The organism is Lutimonas vermicola (genome assembly GCF_038433205.1).
In the GTDB taxonomy this organism is placed as follows: Bacteria; Bacteroidota; Bacteroidia; order Flavobacteriales; family Flavobacteriaceae; genus Lutimonas; species Lutimonas vermicola.
Genome location: NZ_JBCDNA010000002.1, coordinates 948089 through 972120, shown reverse-complemented (window position 1 = coordinate 972120; position 24032 = coordinate 948089). Strand labels below are relative to the sequence as shown.

General features: G+C 37.3%; 19 protein-coding genes. 15 read left to right on the top strand and 4 right to left on the bottom strand.

What is annotated here, in order from left to right; all coding sequences use genetic code 11:
- Positions 1-183 precede the first annotated feature (183 nt).
- Positions 184-657, top strand: coding sequence for a hypothetical protein (locus tag AABB81_RS11630; RefSeq protein ID WP_342160696.1), 474 nt, complete (start codon positions 184-186; stop codon positions 655-657).
- 314 nt (positions 658-971) lie between these two features.
- On the opposite strand, the gene AABB81_RS11625 is transcribed toward AABB81_RS11630, so the two are convergent.
- Complete coding sequence (locus tag AABB81_RS11625; protein ID WP_342160695.1) at positions 972-1676, bottom strand: DUF6090 family protein; 705 nt, start codon at positions 1674-1676, stop codon at positions 972-974.
- 718 nt (positions 1677-2394) lie between these two features.
- Entirely contained in the window at positions 2395-4161 is a 1767-nt protein-coding gene (locus tag AABB81_RS11620; RefSeq protein WP_342160694.1) for a hypothetical protein, read from the bottom strand.
- A gap of 571 nt (positions 4162-4732) precedes the next feature.
- Here AABB81_RS11620 and AABB81_RS11615 point away from each other — a divergent pair.
- From AABB81_RS11615 to AABB81_RS11560, 12 genes are all read left to right on the top strand, one after another.
- Positions 4733-5338: a hypothetical protein gene (locus tag AABB81_RS11615; RefSeq protein WP_342160693.1), complete on the top strand. Its 606-nt coding sequence runs from the start codon at positions 4733-4735 to the stop codon at positions 5336-5338.
- An 83-nt stretch (positions 5339-5421) separates the two neighbouring features.
- On the top strand, positions 5422-6819 hold the full coding sequence (locus AABB81_RS11610; RefSeq protein ID WP_342160692.1) for an amidohydrolase family protein: 1398 nt from the start codon (positions 5422-5424) through the stop codon (positions 6817-6819).
- Positions 6820-7248: 429 nt separating this feature from the next.
- Positions 7249-7770 carry a TPM domain-containing protein gene (locus tag AABB81_RS11605; protein ID WP_342160691.1) on the top strand — a complete coding sequence of 174 codons (522 nt, stop codon included), beginning with the start codon at positions 7249-7251 and terminating at the stop codon, positions 7768-7770.
- Positions 7771-7972: 202 nt separating this feature from the next.
- A complete protein-coding gene (locus tag AABB81_RS11600; protein ID WP_342160690.1) occupies positions 7973-8965 on the top strand; it encodes a peptidyl-alpha-hydroxyglycine alpha-amidating lyase family protein in 993 nt (330 codons plus the stop codon).
- 256 nt (positions 8966-9221) lie between these two features.
- Complete coding sequence (locus AABB81_RS11595; protein WP_342160689.1) at positions 9222-10010, top strand: gluzincin family metallopeptidase; 789 nt, start codon at positions 9222-9224, stop codon at positions 10008-10010.
- 145 nt (positions 10011-10155) lie between these two features.
- Complete coding sequence (locus AABB81_RS11590; RefSeq protein ID WP_342160688.1) at positions 10156-11307, top strand: hypothetical protein; 1152 nt, start codon at positions 10156-10158, stop codon at positions 11305-11307.
- A 199-nt stretch (positions 11308-11506) separates the two neighbouring features.
- Positions 11507-12433 carry a DUF4346 domain-containing protein gene (locus AABB81_RS11585; protein WP_342160687.1) on the top strand — a complete coding sequence of 309 codons (927 nt, stop codon included), beginning with the start codon at positions 11507-11509 and terminating at the stop codon, positions 12431-12433.
- Between the two features lie 88 nt (positions 12434-12521).
- Positions 12522-13064 (top strand): GrpB family protein, encoded by a 543-nt coding sequence (locus tag AABB81_RS11580; RefSeq protein ID WP_342160686.1) that lies wholly within the window; start codon positions 12522-12524, stop codon positions 13062-13064.
- 180 nt (positions 13065-13244) lie between these two features.
- Positions 13245-13790 (top strand): ester cyclase, encoded by a 546-nt coding sequence (locus AABB81_RS11575; protein ID WP_342160685.1) that lies wholly within the window; start codon positions 13245-13247, stop codon positions 13788-13790.
- Between the two features lie 189 nt (positions 13791-13979).
- Complete coding sequence (locus AABB81_RS11570; protein WP_342160684.1) at positions 13980-15461, top strand: alpha/beta hydrolase-fold protein; 1482 nt, start codon at positions 13980-13982, stop codon at positions 15459-15461.
- 165 nt (positions 15462-15626) lie between these two features.
- Positions 15627-16310 carry a DUF6624 domain-containing protein gene (locus AABB81_RS11565; RefSeq protein ID WP_342160683.1) on the top strand — a complete coding sequence of 228 codons (684 nt, stop codon included), beginning with the start codon at positions 15627-15629 and terminating at the stop codon, positions 16308-16310.
- Between the two features lie 207 nt (positions 16311-16517).
- The gene (locus tag AABB81_RS11560; protein ID WP_342160682.1) at positions 16518-18677 is read left to right on the top strand and encodes a S9 family peptidase; all 2160 of its coding nucleotides are present in this window, start codon (positions 16518-16520) and stop codon (positions 18675-18677) included.
- A 340-nt stretch (positions 18678-19017) separates the two neighbouring features.
- Here AABB81_RS11560 and AABB81_RS11555 read toward each other — a convergent pair whose 3' ends face one another.
- Positions 19018-19728, bottom strand: a complete 711-nt coding sequence (locus AABB81_RS11555; protein WP_342160681.1) for a DUF6090 family protein — start codon at positions 19726-19728, stop codon at positions 19018-19020.
- A gap of 284 nt (positions 19729-20012) precedes the next feature.
- On the opposite strand from AABB81_RS11555, the gene AABB81_RS11550 reads away from it, so the two are divergent.
- The gene (locus AABB81_RS11550; protein WP_342160680.1) at positions 20013-20486 is read left to right on the top strand and encodes a hypothetical protein; all 474 of its coding nucleotides are present in this window, start codon (positions 20013-20015) and stop codon (positions 20484-20486) included.
- A gap of 239 nt (positions 20487-20725) precedes the next feature.
- On the opposite strand, the gene AABB81_RS11545 is transcribed toward AABB81_RS11550, so the two are convergent.
- Entirely contained in the window at positions 20726-21490 is a 765-nt protein-coding gene (locus tag AABB81_RS11545) for an oxygenase MpaB family protein (protein ID WP_342160679.1), read from the bottom strand.
- 737 nt (positions 21491-22227) lie between these two features.
- Between AABB81_RS11545 and AABB81_RS11540 the strand changes: the two genes are divergently transcribed.
- Positions 22228-23970 (top strand): CocE/NonD family hydrolase, encoded by a 1743-nt coding sequence (locus AABB81_RS11540; protein WP_342160678.1) that lies wholly within the window; start codon positions 22228-22230, stop codon positions 23968-23970.
- Positions 23971-24032 lie beyond the last annotated feature (62 nt).

The following is a 24032-nucleotide window of genomic DNA, read 5'->3' as shown; positions in this document are numbered from 1 at the left end:
ATTCTCTAAGTTTATATATTGTGCAGAAATACAGTGTTTTATGCGGAGGTGAGATGTCCCGTCCAGACCGCAACAAGAAAGGACTGTAACCTTTCATTGAGAAATATAGTCTAATTGGTAAACTTGAAAATGGATAATTCAAATTTGTCCAAAAATGAAAGTAGATAAATAAATTAATCTAATATGAAAAATAAAATAGGGTTATTAATATCGTTACTCTTACTTGGGTACGGACTTATTCGAATTGGTGTTGGAGGAGTATTGCTTGCCCATATATTCGAAATTATAAACTTTTCAGAACTAAATGAAGCGACCTTGGAAGTAAAACAATTTATAAATATCCGGGCAAGTGAGCAGATAATTCCTTTCACTCTAACAGGATATTTTACTTATATTTTAGTAATGGGGATATTACTTGCAATAGGAGCAGTTGGCACAATAGTTCGCAGGAGATGGGGGTTCATTTTGCTATGGATATATCTTGCAATGCACGCTGCACTTTTCATTAACTACCAAGAAATCAACCCAAAAATAATTGTGCTTGCATTACAGGTAATATTGCTATTTGTACTGATTTATCTGAGACCACCGAAACCCTTAGGTTTGAAACTTGAACTAGTTTCATCTGATACAGTAGTTGCTACTGGTGAAGCTTAGATCCTCTTAGAGTCCCGTCCAGACCGTAACAATAAGTATTAAGTTTTAAGGACTAAGGACTAGAAAAAATGTAATTTTCTTCTTACCTCTAATTACTCATCCCTTGCTATTGGGTTACGTATTCGTGATGTGCCTGCCTGCCGGACAGGCAGGCTACGCAGTTGTTGTGGTCTAAGGAAGACCGTAAAAAACCCAAATAATGTTTCAACTCTAGATGTCCAACAATATATGCATAAGAATGTTCAATTGTGGAATGAAAAACCTGAATGAATGATGCGCGTTGTTGTTCTTTCGATTTTTAAATATTAAACAATTCACTCACGCATCGCTAACTCAATATCTATTTGTTCAAGAACAGTTAGAGCTGCTTTATTAGTTGTTTCGTAAAAATATTCTAACATATATCTTTTATTTCTTGCGTTAAATAATCTTTTTGTGAAAAACTCATCGTTTAATATCAATTGAAAGTGTTTCTCTCCAATTTTAAAGGCTTTTAATTCTGGGTCAAGATAAACGTAATCAGATATAAGGTCTTCATATAAGGAGAGATAATCGTATTGATTTGATTCATTCTCAACAAGTATTAGATACTCGTATCTAAACTCGTACAATCTGGCTATACTATCTCTTAATGTTTTATTTGAAATTATAGATAACCCTTTAGCCTTTACTTCCTCAAAATAAGAAGTGTGGAGCATTAATAATATGTTTGAAAATTCTAAATCTATTAATTTTACTTCAATTAAAGAGTCTAATGGTTTTTCATCAAAAAGATGCCACATGATAATACTATCCCTTTGCGACATTTCTTTATGTCGCCTTGTATTATGATTTAAATCTATAGTATCCATTAGGATATTTTGTTTAATTCCTTTTAAAATATTGATCTCAACGGCCTCTAATTTTCTATCTTCATTCCAATTATTAATGCTTAATGCAATCAATATACCGACTACAACCAACACTATCTCACCAACAGCATATCTCATATACTTTAAAGGCTTATTATCATCAGCCATTTTTTTCCGGATTTTTCTGAAAAAGGGAATCATAGATTGATTTGTTTGTTCTTCAATATACGTTAATTGGGCATAGGATATTGTTTATCAAGGGAAATAGGAGTCTCTGTGTTTATATATTGTGCAGAAATACAGTAGTTTATGTGTAGGTAAAGAGTCCCGTCCAGACCGCAACTTTTTAAAGTAAAAATAGTTGTGTTGTTAACATTAAGAGTTCGCTCTTAAATAGTTAGCTAATGAAAAACTTCAGTCTTACTGAGGTTTTTTTGTTTTATAGAGTTTCCTGACTGATTTAGTGCTTTCACTACATAATTTATCCTATTGTATTTGAATACAGTTATTTAAGGCCCTTTCTACAAGAATTAGCAGTGAGCTCTGAAATACCAAAAAGGGGCGCTGGAAGGGACGGTAAAATCCCGAGGGGCGCAATCCTTCTTTCCTCCATCCCTACCATCGAACAGGTAATACTAATTAAAATGCACTGCTTTTTTCATTGGTTTGGGATGTAAAAGGGTAAATGTAAGGGATGTTTCACATAGAAATAGCTATAAGCATAACTTAATCAGAGAAATAGCTTGAAATGTTGTGGTCTGGCAAAGACCACATATCCCTCATCAAAAAAATATTCCAAAGTATAAAAACCTTGGAATACTTTTCTTTCTTAAGGTGAAATGTTACAAATTTGATGCTTGTTAAGCTCTATTTCAAAGATTTTACTTTACTTTACTTTACTTTGCGGGATTTTATGAATAACATTGTCTTCACCTCCGGTAAGATAGATATCACCGTTGGCACCAACATCTACACCATCGAAAAACCACATGGGAGGAAAGCCCTCGATACCCCCCTTTTTGGGTTTAAGACCATCTACTATTGTTGTTCTAACAGGTGGCTGTTGTGAAAAATCAATACGGGAAAGACGAGGATCGCCGGATAAAGGACCCCCAGTTTCAAATACCAATAGTCTTTCTTCGTTATCAAGAGCCAAACCTTCTGGACCAAAAAGACCCGAAAATACAGGTTCGGAAGTTGGAGTAACTCCGGCAAAATCGATCTTATAAATTACGCCAGATCCCCAGTCGGCGGCCCATACGGATTCGCCATCTGTGGCCAAACCGCTCGCTGCAAATAATGTTTGTATATTGAAAGCAGGGTCGTTCATGCTGAACACGCCATCTCTACCTATATCAGATACAATGACTTCACCTGAGTTGAGTCGAACGGCGTCAATGGGAGCAGCCACTTGGTCTTCAAATTCTTCTGTAACCCCTTCTTCTGGGTTCCAGATCTGTACTATGGAATTAAAAAATGAAGAAATTACAAGTTCGCTACCAGATGCTGACACGTTCTGAGGTAAGGTCAGTGGATCTGTTACGCCTGGTGGAGGTACCAAAAAGCCTTTGAATTTATCTTCCTGTTGACCGTTGCTGCCATCGAAAGATCTCAAACTGAACAGATCGGCCTCAAATATCATGTCTTTGCTATTAGGTCCTGTCATTACAGCTATTCCTTGAGGAACGATCATTCCGCCCGGGCTCAGTAAACGTGATTTCCCACTGGGTAGAATCTCAGCTACCCATCCTTCATCGGCATTGGTTATATACAGACTGCCGTCTTCATCAAAGACGATGTTGTCAAGGCCCGGCTGGAGGGTTGTGAATAGAGTTTTATCATCGACTGCATTTGGATTTACTTTCCAGATTTCACCTGTTTGATCTATCACGGTAAGCAGTCCATCCGGACCAAATTTTGCAGCTGCTGGATTCACAAATCCTGTTGCCACTGTAGTATATTCACCAGTGTCGACATTCATCTTAATTACCTGCCCAAGAGCAAATAAAGGACCGTATAAGTATCCGTCAGTACCAAAGTCAAAGGAATTGAAAAAACCGAGACAGAATCCTGTTGGGCACTCGATAATAGGTATTGGGCCTGCATCAAGCTCAGGATCTATTTCATAAAGCCCGTCACCAAGGAAATCGAGTGCTACAAAAAGTCGTCCCTCGGCATTGAAGGCAATCGGATTTACCCCAAAAGCTACAAATTGTTTTTTAAATTCTCCATCTTTCAATCGCCCAACCTCTCCTGTCAGAATATTTGTCCAATATAATGCCTTTCCATCTGGCGACCAAACAAGATCATCGGGGCTTGTAATGTCCTCCCTAACGGCTCCATTTGGATTTTTGTCCATGATCCTACTGATGATTTTTCCATTATTCTTATCTATAACTGCAATTTCCTGCCCCTGTACGCTGGCAACGTAAAGATTGCCATCTTCGGGTCCGATGTCTATACCATTGGCTGAATTAAGAGCAGCACCGCGCACTAGGGTTTTTAAATCGGAAGTGTTTAATTTACCACTCTTCTTCTCTAAGTCATCCTGCAGGACTATTGTTTCCTCGCTGCAGGAATAGGCAAATATGATCAGAATTACCATTACCAGTTTAGAGATCTCTTTTACAATGTTTTGTTTTAATCGTTCCATAAAGTTTAGTTTTAGTTGTTTACTCGGGATAACCATAAATTTACGCAATAAACAATGGCTTGTTAGTATTTAAGGACGAATGATATAGAATACTGTCCGAATAAGCTGATATATTTATCGAATTATAATTTGTAGATAATCAGATACATACCCTCATAAGGGTATAAGAATTGAAAATATTGGTTAGAGGAAAAGGAGTAATTAGCGAATAACCAAAAGAAAAATATTATTTAAAAAAACAGGATGAAAAATTAATCTTATCGAGTCCCGTCCAGACCGCAACTTTTTAAAGTAAAAATAGTTGTGTTGTTAACATTAAGGGTTAAATCTTAGATAGTTAGCTAATGAAAAACTTCAGTCTCACTGAGGTTTTTTTGTTTTATAGAGTTTCCTAAACAAATTCCACCTTATAATTTCAATATCCTTTTGAATCCTTTGTGCTATAAGGGTTACATCCAATTAACTTCTTTCAGAAGGTATTCCACTATATAACAATTCTATCCCTTGAAAGGGTGCTGCCCAGGGAGCATTATTTTCCAAGGGTGCATAATTATTAACCAAACCATATATCATGAAAACACATAAAATATTTATAAGATTCGGATTAATTTCCAAAAGATTAAACCAAAAAGGTTGTGCTGCAATTCAATGTAGGATTACTTACAATAAGAACCGTAAAGACTTTGCAACAGGACTTTATGTAGACCCTAATTACTGGGATCCAAAGAAACAAAGACTCCTTGATCAGTCAGATCAGGAAGAAACCACCAACATGCAATTAAGCCTTATTAGGAACAAAATCAGTAAGGCTTTTTTAATGCTCCAGGTCAAAGAAGAACCATTTACAGTTCAGGATATTTATGACGCCTACAAGGGTAAAACCCTAGAAAAGGAGCTGGGTATATTGGAAGTCTGGGACCTTCATAATGAGCGTATGAAGAGACTTATTGGCAAGGAAATAGCTGATGTGGTAGGGATAGAGAAGAGACTTACCCATGACGTAGCCAGGAGAACATTTGCCACTACGGTGCTGCTGTTTAATAATGTGCCAATGGAGGTGGTTTCAGAGCTTCTGGGACATTCCAAGATGGCTACTACGCAACAGAGCTATGGGAAGATCGTGCAAAGAAAGGTTGGTGAGGAGATGAGTAGGTTGAATGACAAGTTCAAAAGCTAGTAAAATTCAAGAATGATTTTTGTCGTATATTTAATATTGAATTGTTTAGCTTTGAGTTATTTGCTATTAATAAATTCAATATTATGAGATACTTCTGCGTAGTTTTCTTTGTTGTATTTCTTATATCTGGGCATGCACAAGAAATGTTAATGGCTGATATAATAATAAAAAACGTAAACATAGTTGATGTTGAGCTTGGGGGGGTCATACCAAACAAATATTTAGCAATTGAGGAAGGTAAAATTAAATTGATTTATGACCATGATTTACCAACTTCTGATTCTGTATTTGTCATTGATGGTTCAGGAAAATATTTAATTCCTGGTTTATGGGATATGCATGCACATTACCATTCCAATTACAAATATACTACCAACTTACTAATAGCAAATGGAATCATGGGATTAAGAGAGATGTGGGGCAAGATGGATACTATTAATTACATCCGAGAACAATCAAAATTAGGACATATACTTGCTCCAGATATTTATAGCTCAGGTAATATAATAAATGGAGAAAGAGGCTGGATGAAATTCAAAGTAGTAAACAATGAGGAGGAAGCTGTTAATGAGATTAGAAGACAAGCAAACGAAGGTGTAGATTTTATCAAAATTTATAATCGTTTCACAAAAGATAAATATATTGCGATTTCTGATATATGTGCAGAGCTTAATATTCCTTTTGCTGGACATATGCCCAATACCATAAACTATTGGGAGGCAATAGAAGCTAATCAGCAAAGTATTGAACATCAGATGCGTTTTCTTGTAAGCTGTTCCTCTAATCCAGATGAATACGAAAAAATTATCAAGGAGGGGGACAGGGAAGCAGAAGCCTTAAATTTTTTAGTTGAACATTTTGACAGAAAGCTGTTTGATTCACTTGCAATATCATTGGCAAAAAGTAACACTTGGCTTTGTCCTACAAATATTTATTGGAAAAACTTTTACAATAGAGACAACCCTGAATTTATTAATAACCTAAGGCTTGAATATATGCCAAAGAATATTCAATTATTTTGGGGAACTCCAAAAGAAACTTTGGAAGCGAAAAAGGAAGAATTTGAAGCTGGCAGGAATAATATAGAATTCAATATTTCATTAATGAAAGATCTCGCCGATGCAGGTGTTAAGATAATTGCTGGCACTGATTATCCTAATCCCTATTGTTATCCTGGTTTCAGTTTGCATGACGAATTACAATTGATGGTTGAAGGAGGGATGACATCAGCTCAGGCAATAAAAACAGCAACATACAACCCAGCTGTATTTATGGGAAAGAAATCGGAATTGGGTAAAGTTGATGAAGGATATTTGGCGAGCTTAGTTTTACTTGATGAAAACCCATTAGATGATATTAGAAATACAACTAAAATTAGAGCTGTATTCATTAGGGGGATATACCTTGACCGTTCTCAGCTTGATGAAATGCTGTTATATTCAAAATTATTTGCGCAGAACAGTTTTAAGAATAAAAACTAACTTTTTTTTTAGTCTAAAGAAATTGTAACAGATTTCCCAAGTCATTCCAAGATCGCTACTACGCAACAGAGCTATGGGAAGGTCGTGCAAAGAAAGGTTGGTGAGGAGATGTGGAAAATTGGAAATAATGAAGATTGACAAGTTTGATAACTTTTTTTGCTACATATATCATGCAGTTATTTTTATATTATGAAGGAGGATCTGAATAGGATCCTCCTTGTAATATGGATAATAAAGTTGTCAAAGTTGTCAATTAATTACACTCATCAAGGAAATCTAGGTAAGGAAATGAAGAGGGTAAGGGAAGGTTGAGATACTCTCTTTTTGTAAAACGCACTTTGATTTTCGCCTAATCATTGTTTTTATCTCCCTATTTTAGCAGGATAAACACTATATTGTTTTTATATATAGTTCTACACAATACGAAAAATGACATTCCGAAAAATATTTGTAATCCTGATTTTAATTTTTGTTTCTTGTATATCAACAAAAGCGGAGGCACAAACTGAAAAGCAGAAGTATGAAATAACTTTATCTGAATTTCCTAAACAAATTGGTTTTGTCAACGACTTTGAAAATATTTTCACAGAAGAACAAAAAGACCAACTGACTAAATTCCTGACTTATTATAAAGAAACTTCATTCCGTGAAATTGCTGTAATAACCATAGATTCAATTCCAGAAAATACTGACTTTGACAAATACGCAATGGGAATGTCAGACAATTGGAATGTTGGAAAAAATAGCGATGGAAACGGACTCACAATTGTGTTAAGTAAATCATTGAGAAAAGTAAGAATATCAACAACTGGGATAACCAAAAACCTTTATTTGTCTGACGAATTTTGCCAAAAAGTAATCGATGAGAATATGATTCCTGAATTTAAAAACGAAAATTTCTACGATGGAGTTTTACTCGGATTAAATGAATTGATAAGAAAGTGGATTTAAAAGTACTGTGTACAACAACGGGTATAAGCAATAGCTTCAATTCGTAACACAAGGAAAATCAAAGTAAGCACAATCTAATAAAATATAAACAACATTAGGGGGAGAGCTACTGCTCATACCCAAACCGTTGTGCGTTATAATATTAACTACGTAACATTTTAATATCATGATAATTATTAAAACTAAGACTTGCCTTTTGCTAATGCTTATTTTACTTTTTTTTTCATGCAATAATTCCAGAAATACAAATAAAGAGGGCCCGCGGAAAGATTTTTCAACATATGAATTGGTAAAAGATTGGCCACAATTAAAACCGGGATTTTTGTTAAGTCCTGTTTCCGGCGTGGGAGTGGATAATCAGCAAAATATTTTCATATTTCAAAGAACTGACAGGGGCTGGACAGAACCTTTTCCTGATTCTTTGATTTCATCCAATACAATTTTTTTACTGGACAGGGTGAAAGGAAATATTTTAAACAGCTGGGGCTCCAATCTATTTATAATGCCCCATGGGTTAACGGTAGACAAAGAAAATAATGTTTGGGTAACAGACGTTGGTTTACATCAAATTTTTAAGTTTAACCACGAAGGCGACTTGTTATTGAAATTAGGTGTGGCAAAAATTGCAGGGAATGATTCTTTGCATTTTAATCTACCTACAGATGTTGCTGTAACTGATGATGGTTCCTTTTATGTAAGTGACGGTTATGGAAACAGTAGAGTTGTGAAATTTTCAAAGGAGGGAAAATATCTTTTTGAATGGGGTACAATGGGCAATAAACATGGAGAACTCAATATTCCACATATGATAGATTTAGATTCATACGGAAATGTATATGTGGCTGACAGAGAAAATAACCGGATACAGAAATTTGATGGCGCCGGAAGATATTTAAAGGAATGGAAAAATAATGAAGGTGACCAACTTTACTCTATAGTGTCCGATAGAAGAACAAACAGATTATTCGCTATTGATTTACTTACTCTAAATGATACCGTTAGTAAAGGTTCTGATATAATTCAATTTGATCCTGAAATGAAAATGTTGGGAAGAGCGGGAAGATCAGGATTGTCCTCTTGGCCTTTTTTGGATTTACATGATATTACAATAGATAATGAGGAAAATATTTTTGTGTGTGGAACTGTAACTACAAAATTACATAAATTCAAAAAAGTTTCTACTAAGAGACAATAAAATACGAACGCACAACAATGGCTATAAGTAATTGCTTGTCCTCGCCTACTTTTGAAAATTGCTGCGCCAGTTCGCTTCGCTCGTGTCTCGCAGATTTTCTACCTGCCCGCCGGCAGGCAGGTTTGGTTTGTATTTGCTAATTTAGTTGCTGAAACACGCAGCTACTCATAGCCGAGACGTTAGCGGCAAGCAACAAAAAAGTAACATTTTGAGGAATTTTAGCGTCCAATGAGAGAATGATAAATTAGATAAGATTATGAAAAAACAAACTTTTATTTTATTTACCGTATTGTTAGTACCAGTAATTTTTAGTTGGACAATTTCTCAAGATAAATGGATAGTTGAAAAACAAAACGGATACTTTCTGTATTACACAACATCAGACAAACACAATATTATTGAATACAAAACATACTTTGAAGATGGCAAAAAAGCTGTAGAAAATTTCTTTCAAAGTTCATTCAAGCATGATTTTAATATTTATATACATACATCCCGTGCATCATTAGACAGTGCCTGGCAGAAAGATTGGAATATGCCTGATTTTAAATCGCAATGTTGGATGGTTGCAAGTGGTATTGCTGACAAATTTGACATAATCTCACCAAAAATGTGGGACAACTTAGCTTGTGAACACATTTACTCAGACACAATTAAAACTCAAAATCTAATCACACACGAACTAATTCACGTTTTTCACGGACAGCAAAATAAAAGCCCTGATTTTAGTGATATTACTGGAATTGATTGGTTTGTAGAGGGTTTAGCAACCTACGCATCTGGTCAATGTGATTCGATTAGAATCTTAGATGTAAAAAAAGCGTTATTAGATAATAAAATTCCAGAGAGCTTAAATAAGTTTTGGACTGGTAATTTACGATATGGACTTTCAGGAACAGTTGTGATGTATCTTGACAATAAATACGGTAGAGAAAAATTAACAAGTTTATTGGAACATAATACTTTAATAGAAGTGCTTAATTCTTTAGAAACGAATGAATTAGAGATAATAGATGGATGGAAAAGATACATAAAAGAGCTTTAATGCCAGCCGCTAACAATGTATATACAAAATAGGCGAGATAGTGGTAAATTCAACAGTTGTAGCCCGCTTCAAATTCGTAACGGTTTGATAGGTTTGAAACCCGCAATCGCCTACTTTGCATATACTAAACGTTAACTGCAATTCGATGAAAAAAATTGTCCTCCTATATCTACTTTTCATTTTTGACCTTTCGGGTTTTTCTCAGTCCCTGTCTGAGCCAGAGGAACAAATCTCTTTTGCGAAAGAAGATAGACCTCTAGCGTATTATGCAGTTCAAGCGGATTTATGGTGGAACGAACTACAAAAGGATTTAAAAAACGAAAAAAGCTGGTACAACTATTACCGAGCTAACCGTAACGCTCAAGGAACTGCTAACTGGAGTACAGATTTTGTTAAGGAAGGGCCTAACTTGATGCTTGGGGAAGACATTGTTAAGATAATGGGTGAACATATACCTGATGCGTTCACTTATAATTTTGTGAGGGGTTCAACGGCTGCTGTTTATCCTGGAGAGGGCAAATATCTGTTGAAAGCGTACCGGATGAACCCGGATTTTCCCGGTTTACTAGCTACTGTAGCAACATATGCCACTAGCACCCATAATTTAGCTCTGAGACAAGAAGCCAATGAAAAGTGGTTTAAGAAACGTGAGTTTCCAATTAGCTTAATGAATTATGCGTATAATACGTTGCGGTCGGTGGCTGAAAACGGCATTTTACTAACCCAACACGACAATGATACTTATCCAGTATGGATGCTTCAGGATGCAAAGAATATGCGTACGGATATACTGGTAATTAATATTGACTTTCTGTTATTTGACGGCTACCGAGACACTATTTTTAAGCAATTGAATATCCCTCCTTTCCTTTTAGAAAAGATTGATGTCAATGAATACGAAACCAATTGGGAAAATGTAGTGCAACATTTTTTATTTCATTATGAGGGAGATCGGCCGATTCATATAGGTTTAACCGTATACGAGAAATGGTATCAACCATTTCTGAATGACTTAGAAATAAGTGGTTTAACCAGAACATTCAAAACTCAACCAGACTGTAACCTAAAGCTATTTGAGGGTGAGCTGATTCTAGATTATCTAAAAGCCGACTTAGAGTTTAATACTTTCTTGCCAAGAATAAGGGAAATGAATACCGGTTACCTACTTTTTTTTGATGAGGTTTATGATCGACTCAACCTGACAGACAAGCAATTTGTCCAAGAGGTGGCTAAAAAAATAATATCTAATAACGAAATATTTGAAAACAAAGAATATTATGAATCACGGTTTCATTAGAAAAATGCAGTTAACATCGGCTATAGCAAATGCAGGCTGAATGATTAAAAATGAAAGTAATTACACAAAATAAACTAACTAATAATCAGGTAAGTAATTGCCCTGAAAATCTGCACTTGCCATAGCCAATACCGTTAGCCGTAATCTAAAAAATCACATCTTGTTATATTAATTTTAGAAAAAATGAAGTAAAACAGCTATGAAAAAGTTAATGCACTTTTTAGCTAAAATTTTCCCAAATTCTAAAACAGGAGAAAATCCTGTTGCAGTAAAAATGTTTTATAGAATGAATGCTGTAAAACATTTCTTCAAACGAGTAAAGCAGTCGTCAAAAATTCAATGGCCTTTATATTCGGGAAATTATAGGGTTTTAAATCCACAAGGGCACATTGCGGTTTGTTCACTTACTTCAGATAACCTAATGAGTGAAATTTTTTCTGATGAAATTGCCATCATAGGAACCGTAGTAACACCAAATCTTGGAATTGAGCGCATCATCCTGAATACAATTTCCAACCCTAATATTCGTCATTTAGTGCTTTGCGGAAAAGATTCCCCCATTTTTAAAGCAGGTCAAGCTATTGAATGTTTATTTAAATACGGCATTGATAAAGAAAAGCGCATCATCAATGCCGATGGACATTTTCCTGTCCTGAAAAATCTGTCCGAAGAAAAAATCACTCATTTTCTGAATCAGATAGAACTCATTGATATCAAAAATGAAAGGGAATTTGAAGTGATAAATGAAAAGATAGCGGAAATCAACCTTAATTCTGAAACTTTTAAAACCTTAAAATTAAAAAATCCGACAGAAAAAGAATTGTTCAACGAACTAAAACCCGGAGGTAAAAGGGTTCCGCTTGATTATGACCAAAAAGGATTTTTTGTCATTACAGTCGAGAATAATAAACGAGAAATTACAGTGAAACACTATTTCAAAAACAACCAACCGGGATTTATCATCAAGGGTCATTCTTCCGAATCAATTTTATTGGCTATTTTAGAAAAAAATTTGGTATCACAAATGAGCCACGCAGGTTATCTCGGTGCTGAACTCACCAAAGCCGAAACCGCACTTAAATTAAATTTGAAATATGTGCAAGACCAATCACTGAAATATAAATGATAAAACTACGGCTAACAATGTGTATAGTATATACCCTTTGGGATACGCACCATACAGGAAACGTTGTGCGTCATTTGAGAAAAACAGAATGCTAATCGAGAAATATACATCAAATTGGACAAATTATTTTGCGGATTTAAAACGCGAAATTGAAAATGAATTGAATGGACTTGAATATAGTATCGAACACGTTGGAAGTACTTCTGTCCAGAATTTGGATTCCAAACCAATTATTGACATTGATATTATTTATGATAATGAAACGGAATTTAAAAAAATCAAATCTGGATTAATTAAACTCGGATATTATCACAACGGAAATCAAGGAATTGAAAAACGAGAAGTTTTTAAAAGAGATGGAATTTCTTTAAATAATATTTTAGATTCAATTGCTCATCATTTATACGTTTGTCCGATAGATAGCGAAGCTTTAGAAAGACATATTCTAATGCGGAATTTTTTAAGAAAAAATGATTGGGCTAGAATAAAATATCAGACTATGAAATATGAACTAGCTGAAAAAGCAAATCAGAATAAAAAAGTATACGCAGAATTGAAAGAATTAAATATAAATGAATTTATTGACGAAATAATCAAGAAAGAAAAAACGAACGCACAACAATGGCTATGAGTAATTGCTTATTCCCGCCTACTTTGGAAATTCCGCAGGAATTTCCAACTTGGTGTGTACTTGCAAAGTTAACCGCTAAGCCACGCAACTGCTCATACCCAAACCGTTGCCAGTAATTTAAAAAAATACGGATAAGCCGAAAACCGAATTATAGTAGGCATAAATTTTAAAAATATAATTATGAAACCAAACAAAATCATTTTAAGCGGATTTTTTGCACTACTTTTTTTATTAACGATGGTGAGTTGTAACAATGAAACTAAAAATCAACCATCAACCGAACATCTTGCCTTAGAAAAAGCTGATAAACAGTTATCCAACAATCTAAAAATGTACGAAACTGTATGGGATGATATCATCAACAAAGGAGAAATTGACAAAATAAACGAAACCAATTTTGACAATAACATCACCTTAATTACTGCTCCTGAAAATGTAGTTGGCATTCAGGGTTTTAAGGATTACTACCAAAATTATCTGACTGGATTTTCAGATGTGACGTTTACCATTATTGATGTTTTTGGACAAGGAGATAAGATTGTTAAACATTGGAATTTTAAAGGAACTCATACAGGCGAATTTTTCGGAATTCCTGCTTCTGGAAAGAAAGTTGATATTGACGGAGTAACGCTTGTTAAAATGAAAGAGGGGAAAATAGCTCAAGAACAAGATTTCTTGGACAACTTGTCTTTTTATCAGCAACTTGGATTAATTCCAACTGAATAAAAAACTACTGGCAAAAACGTGTATTGTTAATGGCGGTTATGTGCTGAATTCCAAGGCTTTTGTCTCGTATCAAAATATGTGCTAAACCGAAAACCAAAAACTTCTGAATCCGCCTCTAACCATACACAAAACCGTTACCTGCAAGCGCAATGTAGGCCACTAAATATTTATCAATCTAAATAATATAACATGCATATTAGACTTAATTTTTTTATTTTCTTATTCTTACTAAGTACTTCAATTCTAGCACAGCAAATTAAGGTTTCTTATTCTTCCAGCGCATTTGATGGGGTTTTTTCCGGGAAAGTATTGCTATACCTTTCAAAGGATGGCAAAACTCCCAAAGACTTAGGAATTGGCTTGCCAACCCTGAGTTGTTTTTCCATTGAGGTCAATCAAATAAAACCAAACACAAGCGTGTTGTTTAATGATAGTGCCATTTCATATCCAGTGAAACTCTCTGATATAGAACGTGGTGAATACTATGTGCAAGCCGTTTGGGACCGCAACACTGGAGGGCGGAACAGGAATATTGGCAACAGTGTTGGTAATATGTATAGCGAAGCTGTAAAATTCAATTTTACCAAGGATCCAAATAAAGAATTTTCCATTCTGTGTAGTGAAAAAATCACAGGCCCTATATTTAAAGAAACAGTATACACCAAAGAGTTAAAAGCACCTTCTCCTTTGCTTTCTGCATTTTATAAACAACCCACTACCGTTGATGCAGCAGTTTTGCTTCCCAAAGAATATTACAGTCAATCAAGTCGAAAATTTCCTGTTCATTTTATTGTTTCAGGTTATGGAGGAGATTATCATCGTTATTCAGATAAAGAGCAAATGAGTCAGCCTCTTGATACTACTGCCTGCATTACAGTTTTTCTTGACGGGAACTGTCCTACTGGACACAGTACTTATGCAAACAGTGACAATAATGGTCCGTGGGGTGATGCTCTAGTGAATGAATTTATTCCATTACTAGAAAAGAATTACCGATGCGATGGAGCAAGGCTTTTATCTGGTCATAGCAGTGGTGGTTGGACTGTATTGTGGCTTCAGGCAAATTACCCAACCACTTTTGCCGGTTGTTGGTCAAGTTCTCCTGACCCTGTAGATTTCAGAAACTTTCAAAAAGTGAATCTGTATGCAGATAAAAATATGTATTACGATGAGAAAAATGAATTAAGGTTAGATGCAACTATAGCCGGACGTATTCCATGGATTTACCTGAGAGATGATTATGGCATTGAAAATGTAATTTATCGCGGCGAACAGTATGTTTCCTGGAATGCGGTCTGGGGTAAAAAAGCAAAAGATGGCTCCCCTGAAAAAATATGTGATATAATAACCGGAGAAATTGATAGCTTGGTTGTCGCTCATTGGAAGGAATACGATATATCCCTACTGATACGAAATCATTGGCCAGAACTCAAACCTAATTTAGACAACAAAATAAGAGTGTCGGCAGGTAATCACGATAACTATTTTCTCAATCAAGCGGTTGAATTATTGGAAGTGGAAATGAAAATATTAAATGCGAATTTTGTATTTGAATACTATCCTGGAGACCATTTCACTCTTAATTATTTGGAGTATAAAATGGCGGGCTATACTTTTTTAGAAAATAAATATGCGACATGGCTTTCTAAGAAATCAACCTTAAAAGAATGAAAATAGCCAGCAGGTAACACCGTATAAAAATAATGCGTAGTTTAGTACTTATTCAAAGGTTAGTGCGCTTGTGCTAGCTTCTGATTTTCAATCGGAAAATCCTCGCACACAAAATCGCACTATTCTTATACATAACCGTTCGCATTCATTAAAAAATACGAATAAATGAAAAGAATATTAGGGATTGTAATCATTGGACTCATATTATTTGGATGTAAAGAGAAAACATCTGAAACAAAAGAAATCCAAGAAGTAGAATTCAATCAAGACTTGGTCAATGAACTAAAAAAAATGGGTGAAGCAGATCAATTAGCAGCTCGGAATGCAACTCCACCAGAAAACTATCAACATCTTGACCTTGAACAGTGGCAAGATTTTAAGGATAGTGTATATAGAAGTCACCAGAAAAGATTGGCTGAAATCCTCCAAGAATACGGTTATCCTGGGTTTGACCTTGTTGGTAAAGATGGTTCTAGTGATTATTGGATGATGGTACAACATTCTGATCATAATCCAGATTTCCAAAAAGAAGTTTTGGGAAAAATGAAAATTGAAATTGGTAAAGAAAATGCAGATCCACGTGAATATGGACTTCTTGTTGATCGAGTGAATATAAATACGGGAAAGGCTCAATTATATGGGACTCAAGTAGAGTACGATTTTGATATTGCACGAGCTTTTCCAAAGAATTTAGCGGATAGTGCCAATGTGAATAAAAGACGAAAATCTCTAGGGATGGAACCTCTGGAGGAATATTTAAACGAAATGACACTTATAAACTTTGAAGTGAACAAAAAACTCCATGAGGAAAGGGGAATTACAGAACCTAAACTGTACAAAATAGAATAAATCAATAACGAATGCTAACAAGGTATATGCGATAATGCTTCCTCTGTCGCACTACGCATATACTAACCGTTGTGCGCCAGGGAAGAGGTGATGAGAAAACCAAAAAAATCCGACTTGGAAGACCTTCAGAAAGCGCACGCTCCAATGACTAGAGCGCTATTTGAGCAGTCAAAGATTATTTTACTAGACAGTTATTAAAGCAAACACATGAAACAGATCTCTTTTTGGCAAACATGGGTAGTGGCAGGCTTACTGATGGCGATGCCCGCAACAGTCACAGCACAGGAAAGTGAGCTCACTCTTGATGACCTGTTCGCAACGCCAAAACTGACGGGAACAACCCCGTCCCGGCCTGTGTGGGCACCGAACAGCGAGCACTTCGCCTTTTCCTGGAGTGAACCAGGAAATCCTGGGCGTGGCCTCTGGGTATCCACCAGCGATGGGAAGGAAGTGCGCCTCAGTTCCAATACGGCATCCCCGTCAGTACGCGATATTGTCTGGACTGACGCGAACACAATCGTCAGCCTGCGAGGTAACAACCTATGGCAGACATCGCTGAGCCAAGGAGTCGACCTCCAGTTTATGCCCGTCGAGGCAGGTGCACGTAACCTGTTGATATCGCCAAGCGGCAACCAAGCGGCGTATATACGGAAGGGTGACCTGTGGCTTGCTGACTTCCCTTCCAAACAGAATCGCCAGCTCACCGAGATCGGCATCGCCAGTCTCTCGAGCTTACGGAAGGGGCGCTATAGCCGACCGGAACGTGAAATTGGTCCAGGCATCTGGAGTGGGCCAACGTACAAGTGGTCCCCGGATAGCAAGACAATCGCGTTTCACGTTGTTGACCGACGCGAGATGCGAAAGGTGCCGTTCCCGGATTACCTCGCTGCCGAAACCAATCCCAACGAGTTACGCCGAAGTTACCCGGGCGATCCAAACGAGATTCGCAGGGTTGGCCTGCTCGATGTAGAAAGCGGTAACATTATGTACCTCGATTTGCCAGACCCGCACGCCAACCAGGTCATCGACTTCAACTGGTCACCAGGCGGTGATCTGCTGGTTGATACCGCATCCGACACGGCGGTTGAACGTAAGTTGTTCGTCGTTGCACCCGGAGAAAGCCAACTGCGCGAGATTTGGCGAGGTGTTCGAGAGAGCCGCATGTACACATCGTTTGGATCCACCTGGCATCCGGATGGAAAGAAGGTCGTTTTCTTAAGCGATATGGGTGATCGCTACGGCCTTTATACCATCGATGCCTCACCGTCCAGGGATCTTCCGAAGCTCCTGACAGATCCGTCCTACGATGTGCTGTCCGCCCCAAGTATTGCTGGTGATGCACTGTTTTATGCAGGCAACGGCGTTAATCCTTACGAACAACACGTGTATCGCCTGAATATGTCCGGTGGCGATCCCGAGCAGGTGACGCGTCTTTCTGGCCAGAACGTTGGCTACCCCTCGCCGGATGGCCGGCACTTGGTGTTCATGCATAGCAACGACACATCACCGCCCGAGCTTTACGTGGTAAGCAGCGAGGGTGGTGACGCTACGCGAGTAACCCAGTCGCCGTTGCCCGCCTTCACGGAGCGAACCTGGGCGGCTGCGGAATACGTTAGTTTCCCCAGTCTTGTAGATGACTACACGCTGCATGCCCGGATTCTAAAACCTACCAACATGCAGCCCGGTACGAAGTATCCAGTGCTGTTTGGGCCCGTGTATTCGAATACAGCGAGGAACCGCTGGGCCGGTAACTACAGCCTCGTACAGCATCTGTTGGCCAAGAAGGGATATATTATCGTGCAGGTGGATTCACGTGGTAGCAACGGTTATGGCCGGGCATTCCGTGAAGAGTTCCTGCTGGGCTTTGCCGGCCAGGACATTGAGGATTATGTGAGTGCCGTTGCCTACATGGAGTCACTGGTTTATGTCGATCCCGATCGCATCGGCATCTGGGGCAGCAGTTACGGTGGCACACTCTCCGTTTATTCGCTGTTGATGAAGCCGGGCTTATTCCAGGTGGGTGTTGCTGCAGCGGCGGCTGTTGACCCGGTGTTCTTTGGCACGGACGACGTTGCAATTGTTCGAAGCCCACAGACACACCCGGAGATCTTCGAAAGAAAGGCGCTCAACTATGCAGCGAATCTGGAGGATAAACTCCTGTTCATCCACGGCATCCAGGACCATGTGGTACCATTCAAGACTACGGCCGTGTTAGCTGAAGAACTGATTAAACAGGGCAAGGACTTCGACTTTGCTTTTGCACCTGGTGCGACGCATGGATGGAGCCGTGAGCGGAATTACAATCGCTACCTGTTTGGCAAGATAATCGAATACTTTGACCGACACCTAGCCGTGCCGTCTGAGTAGATGTTTGCAGGTGTCTTGTTGCAAGGCGTTGATGAACGCCGGGCAGATTTTTAGAGTGACGCATAACAAACGATATACCACATACCTCACCTGAGTTATCTGACAGTGAAACGCAACAGAGAAACATTATGATAATATGATACTTACCTCTAATTACTCATTCAATGATATTGGTTTAAGTATTCGTGATGTGCCTGCCTGCCGGACAGGCAGGCTACGCAGTTGTTGTGGTCTATTAAAGACTACAAACTCTAGATTTCTGGAAGGATTTCGGTTGCCTTTAATGAAGAATTTTAGGGTGGCAATATTTTAAGCCGATGTATTCAAACTTGAGACTACTTTACTTTTGATTTTCAAGTTGGGTATTGATCTGTTGAATTAACTGGATCGCTTCCTCTTTGACCCTTTTGAAATATTTTATCATTCTACTTCTGCGAGAATAGTTTGCCTTTATAAAATTCCTCCCTTCAATACTTTGTGCATAGTTCATAAGTGTTTCGATTTGTTGGTATTCGGAGGAAAGGGTGGGAAACTGAGCCAGATCCATTTCCAGTTCCTCCCTTAATACTTTGCCTGTATTATACTCTATGTAAAAACGCTCTTCCTCCTGATTGTAGTAATCCAAAAGGAACTTGGTATCCGTATAATATTCGGTCAAGGTATTTTGCAGGTCAAGAAATCCAGTAAGGTTTGGGTTTTGAGAAACCTGTAGCTTGTTGTAGGTTCGATCCTGAACAAATTCCCGATAAATAGGACCAAAATAAGCCTTTTTCAGGCTGTCAACCTGGCTCGTGTTATAAACGACTCTATTCAATGCCCACACTTCATAACTTGTTTGGCGTTCGAGAAGTGTAACAACCCGGTTTATACCCGTTGTGTCACTGGCAAGGTCCTTTTTAAACTCTCCCAAAATGGCTCTTGACTTGTTGATGTCCTTTCTGTTTTCATTCCAGGTATTAATCTGCAAGGCTATTAGTATTCCAATCACAACTAATACAATCTCTCCAACAGCATATCTCATATACTTTAAAGGTCTGTTATCGTCTGCCATTTTTTTACGGATTTTTCTGAAGAAAGGAATCATAGGTTCAGTTGTTGATGCTTAAATATAGGGAAAATGATGATATGTTGAGGTTAGCTAAAGGAAATTGGAATCGTCAGGTTAAGATATATTGCTGTAATACAATTTCTTACGTGGGTGAAAAGAGTCCCGTCCAGACCGCAACAAGAAAGGACTGTAACCTTTCATTGAGAAATATAGTCTAATTGGTAAACTTGAAAATGGATAATTCAAATTTGTCCAAAAATGAAAGTAGATAAATAAATTAATCTAATATGAAAAATAAAATAGGGTTATTAATATCGTTACTCTTACTTGGGTACGGACTTATTCGAATTGGTGTTGGAGGAGTATTGCTTGCCCAAATATTCGAAATTATAAACTTTTCAGAACTAAATGAAGCGACCTTGGAAGTAAAACAATTTATAAATATCCGGGCAAGTGAGCAGATAATTCCTTTCACTCTAACAGGATATTTTACTTATATTTTAGTAATGGGGATATTACTTGCAATAGGAGCAGTTGGCACAATAGTTCGCAGAAGATGGGGGTTCATTTTGCTTTGGATATATCTTGCAATGCACGCTGCACTTTTCATTAACTACCAAGAAATCAACCCAAAAATAATTGTACTTGCATTACAGGTAATATTGCTATTTGTACTGATTTATCTGAGACCACCGAAACCCTTAGGTTTGAAACTTGAACTAGTTTCATCTGATACATTAGTTGCTACTGGTGAAGCTTAGATCCTCTTAGAGTCCCGTCCAGATCGCAACAATAAGTATTAAGTTTTAAGGACTAAGGACTAAGGACTAGAAAAAATGTAATTTTACTTCTCACTTCTCACTTCTCACTTCTCACTTCTCACCTCTCACTTAACACCTTACTGAGGTTTTTTTGTTTTATAAGGATTTCGTTTAAATCTTACTTCGAAATTCGTTATTCATTGTTCGACATTCAAAATTCAAAAATCTAACATCTTCAATCATCCTTCATTGATATCCATCGCATTGATTTGGTCTTTATAGGCTGAAGGTAGCAGGAGTTCTTTTACCATCCAGTCCATATTCAGTTTCTTGCTGAATTGATAAAAGGGAACCAGGGGTCTCATCCAGTTGAATTTTCTGAATCTTAGCATTGTTTTTACCTCAATGGGAACCACTAATTTTTGTGCCTCAATCAGAGCCTTGTAGCGAATGGATCCCAGGTGTTTGCGATATTGTTTATAAAGATCGAGGGTATAGTGGCTTTTTTTCAGGTCTCGTTTAAGGTGATATTGCCTCGATATTACCCATTCAGAATAATTATTTGGAAGTTTCTCAAGGCCCATCCTGTGACCAACCCTGATGAATACTTGAAATAATTCCTCCTCTTCCTCATGGTTCATGTTTCGTTCAAGCAGTTCAAAAGCGGCTTGGGAATAATAGATCAGCATATATAATACATCGCGATAAGCCCAATCTGGTATGGTGTCTTTTCTACTTCTTTCAACATCCTGGTGTATGGAATGTATCTGGTCTATGGTTTGAAGTGCATCATTTATGGAAGAAAAGACAATCTTCCTTGCATAACCGACTGTTGAGAAAAGTCTCCCCAATGGATCGGATGGGAGTTTGCCTGTGAAGTACAACCAATCGACGGCCTTGTTCAGTGCAAATTCGGCAGAAGCTCCTGCAAAGATAAATAGGATGATGTCACTCCTGCCCCATATATTTCTGACTACTGATCCTTTTTCGACAAAATATTCCATGACTTAACAGATGATAAACAAGATACAAAAAAATCAAGTTTTGTCGGGTTCCCAGAGTCTGGCTGAGGCAATCTTATTTATATATCTCATATGATAAGAGTTCTATCTGCATGTAGAGTTCAATAGTTCCATTAGTTATTTCATCTTAGTAAGAACGAAAGAAGGGATGGGAAAAATCTGATTGATGGACTTCGTTCCACCAATTCTTGCGGAAGATAGTTACTTTAGATTCGCTGAAAATACCAAATTTTAGGCAAAAGGTGCTGTTGAAGGGAAGGTAATAGTAGCAAGAGGAGGTAGGGGTCTGATAATATGATACTTATTTCTAATTATTCATCACTTGCTATTGGTTTAGGTATTCATGATGTGCCTGCCTGCCGGACAGGCAGGCTACGCAGTTGTTGTGGTCTGGGTGAGACCATTAATTCTATAAAAATCCTTTATGTAATTCACGTAAAATACCTATAAACAGGTAGTTTTTAATTTTGTTAAATGGAGTAATTAAACCATTTAATTGCTAATTTTGAGGATAGTTGCTAAAAGACCCCTAATGTTGTTGGATTATAAATTGGTTTGTGTCACCCGTTGTGATTTACCATTACGTTAGTGTTGAATAAAGCAATTATCTAAATTCTATACCAATGATAACTTTACATCGTTACCACAGGAAAACCTCTGATATAGAGCATTGTATTAAAACATATAACTAGTTATCTGCAATAATTTACCAACTAATCATGAAGCAAATTTTTATTATTTCCAGTCTGATATTTTTTTGTTGGACATTAGCATTCGCACAGGAAGTTGACATAAAACTCTATCAGAAAATCCCAATGAGAGATGGGATAAACCTGTCTGCAAACATCTATCTTCCTGAAAGTGAAGTTGAATCCTACCCAGTAATATTGATCTACACACCTTATGTGAACGATGAAGCCGTTGAAAGAGGTATGTTCTTTGCTAAGCAAGGGTACATTTTTATTACGCTCGATTTGAGAGGACGAGGAAATTCAGAAGGAGAATATAGACCATTTGAAAAAGATGGGGTGGACGGCTATGATGCTATACAGTGGATAGCGAAGCAAGATTGGTGCAATGGAAAAATTGGGATGATGGGAGGCTCCTACAGGGGAATGGTCCAATGGATGACATTAAAGAACAAGCCTGAAGCGCTTAAAACAATCGTTCCTACTGCTGCAGTGGGCCCTGGTGATGACTTCCCAAAAGAAGATGGCATATTCGTGGATTATGCTTTACGGTGGTTAAACTTAACCGGAGGCGTAAGTATGAATAAGAGTCTATTTGTTAATCAAGATTATTGGAATAGCAAATCCCTTAAAAAATACAAGGAGTCTATTCCGTTCAAAGATTGGGATGTGTTAGCTTTAGGTAAACGAAATCCAATCTTTCAGACTTGGATATCCCATCCTGATTTTGATAGTTATTGGCAAAACTTTTATCCCTCTAAGGAAGATTATAAATCATTTGACATCCCGATTCTTACTATCACTGGTTATTTTGATGGTGACCAGCCAGGTGCAATGAACTATTATGAAAATCATATGAAGTATGGTAATTCAAATAGCAAATCAAACCACTATATCATTCTTGGGCCATGGTCTCATGGAGGCACTCGTAATCCTGCAATAGAATTAGGAGGATTAAGTTTTGGAGGTAATTCTAAACTGGATATGATGCAACTGCATCTGGAATGGTTCAACTGGACACTAAAAAATGGTAAAAAGCCAGAATTTCTGGAGGACCGGGTTAGTTATTATATGATGGATCAAAATAAGTGGAAGTATGCTAATCAAATTGGTAACGTCTCGAATGATACTATAACTTATTACCTTTCCAGCCCAAGTTCCGATGCAAAATTATTCATCAATCCTGGACACCTTTCTTCTCTCAAACCTTCCTTATCCGATACAGATACAATTCTTTATGACCCTTTGGATACAGCAAATTGGGTAAGTTACACTGGGTCGGATGATTATACCGCTCCAATACCAATTGAAGAAAAAGGAAGGGTGGTTTATGTCTCAAATGCACTGGATGCCGATACGCCAATAGTCGGAAGGTTTGAAGTGGCACTTTACTTATCTTTAAATGTATCTGATACTGATTTGCAAGTATCATTGTATGAAATCAATAAAGTGGGGGAAACAAAATATATAGGAACTGATATGCTTCGTTTAAGATATCGCGAAGGATTGAACCAACCAAAATTAGCAGTACCGGGTGAAGTCTTCTTCTGCAAATTTAATACTCCCTATTTCACTGCCCTTGAAGCAAAGAAAGGAAGCAGGCTTGTCTTAGTCATCAATGCAATAAACTCTCCTTATCTTCAAAAAAATTATAACTCAGGAAAAGATGTTTCTACTGAAACCAGAGAAGATGCTGAAAAAGCAGAAATAAGCATTTATCATTCTCCAGAAAAGACCAGTTACATAAAAATACCAGTGGGTCTTAAAAATTGAGTGCTGTAGCACATAACAATGGAATTTCATCTAAAAAACAATAAAAAGCAGATAACATTGCA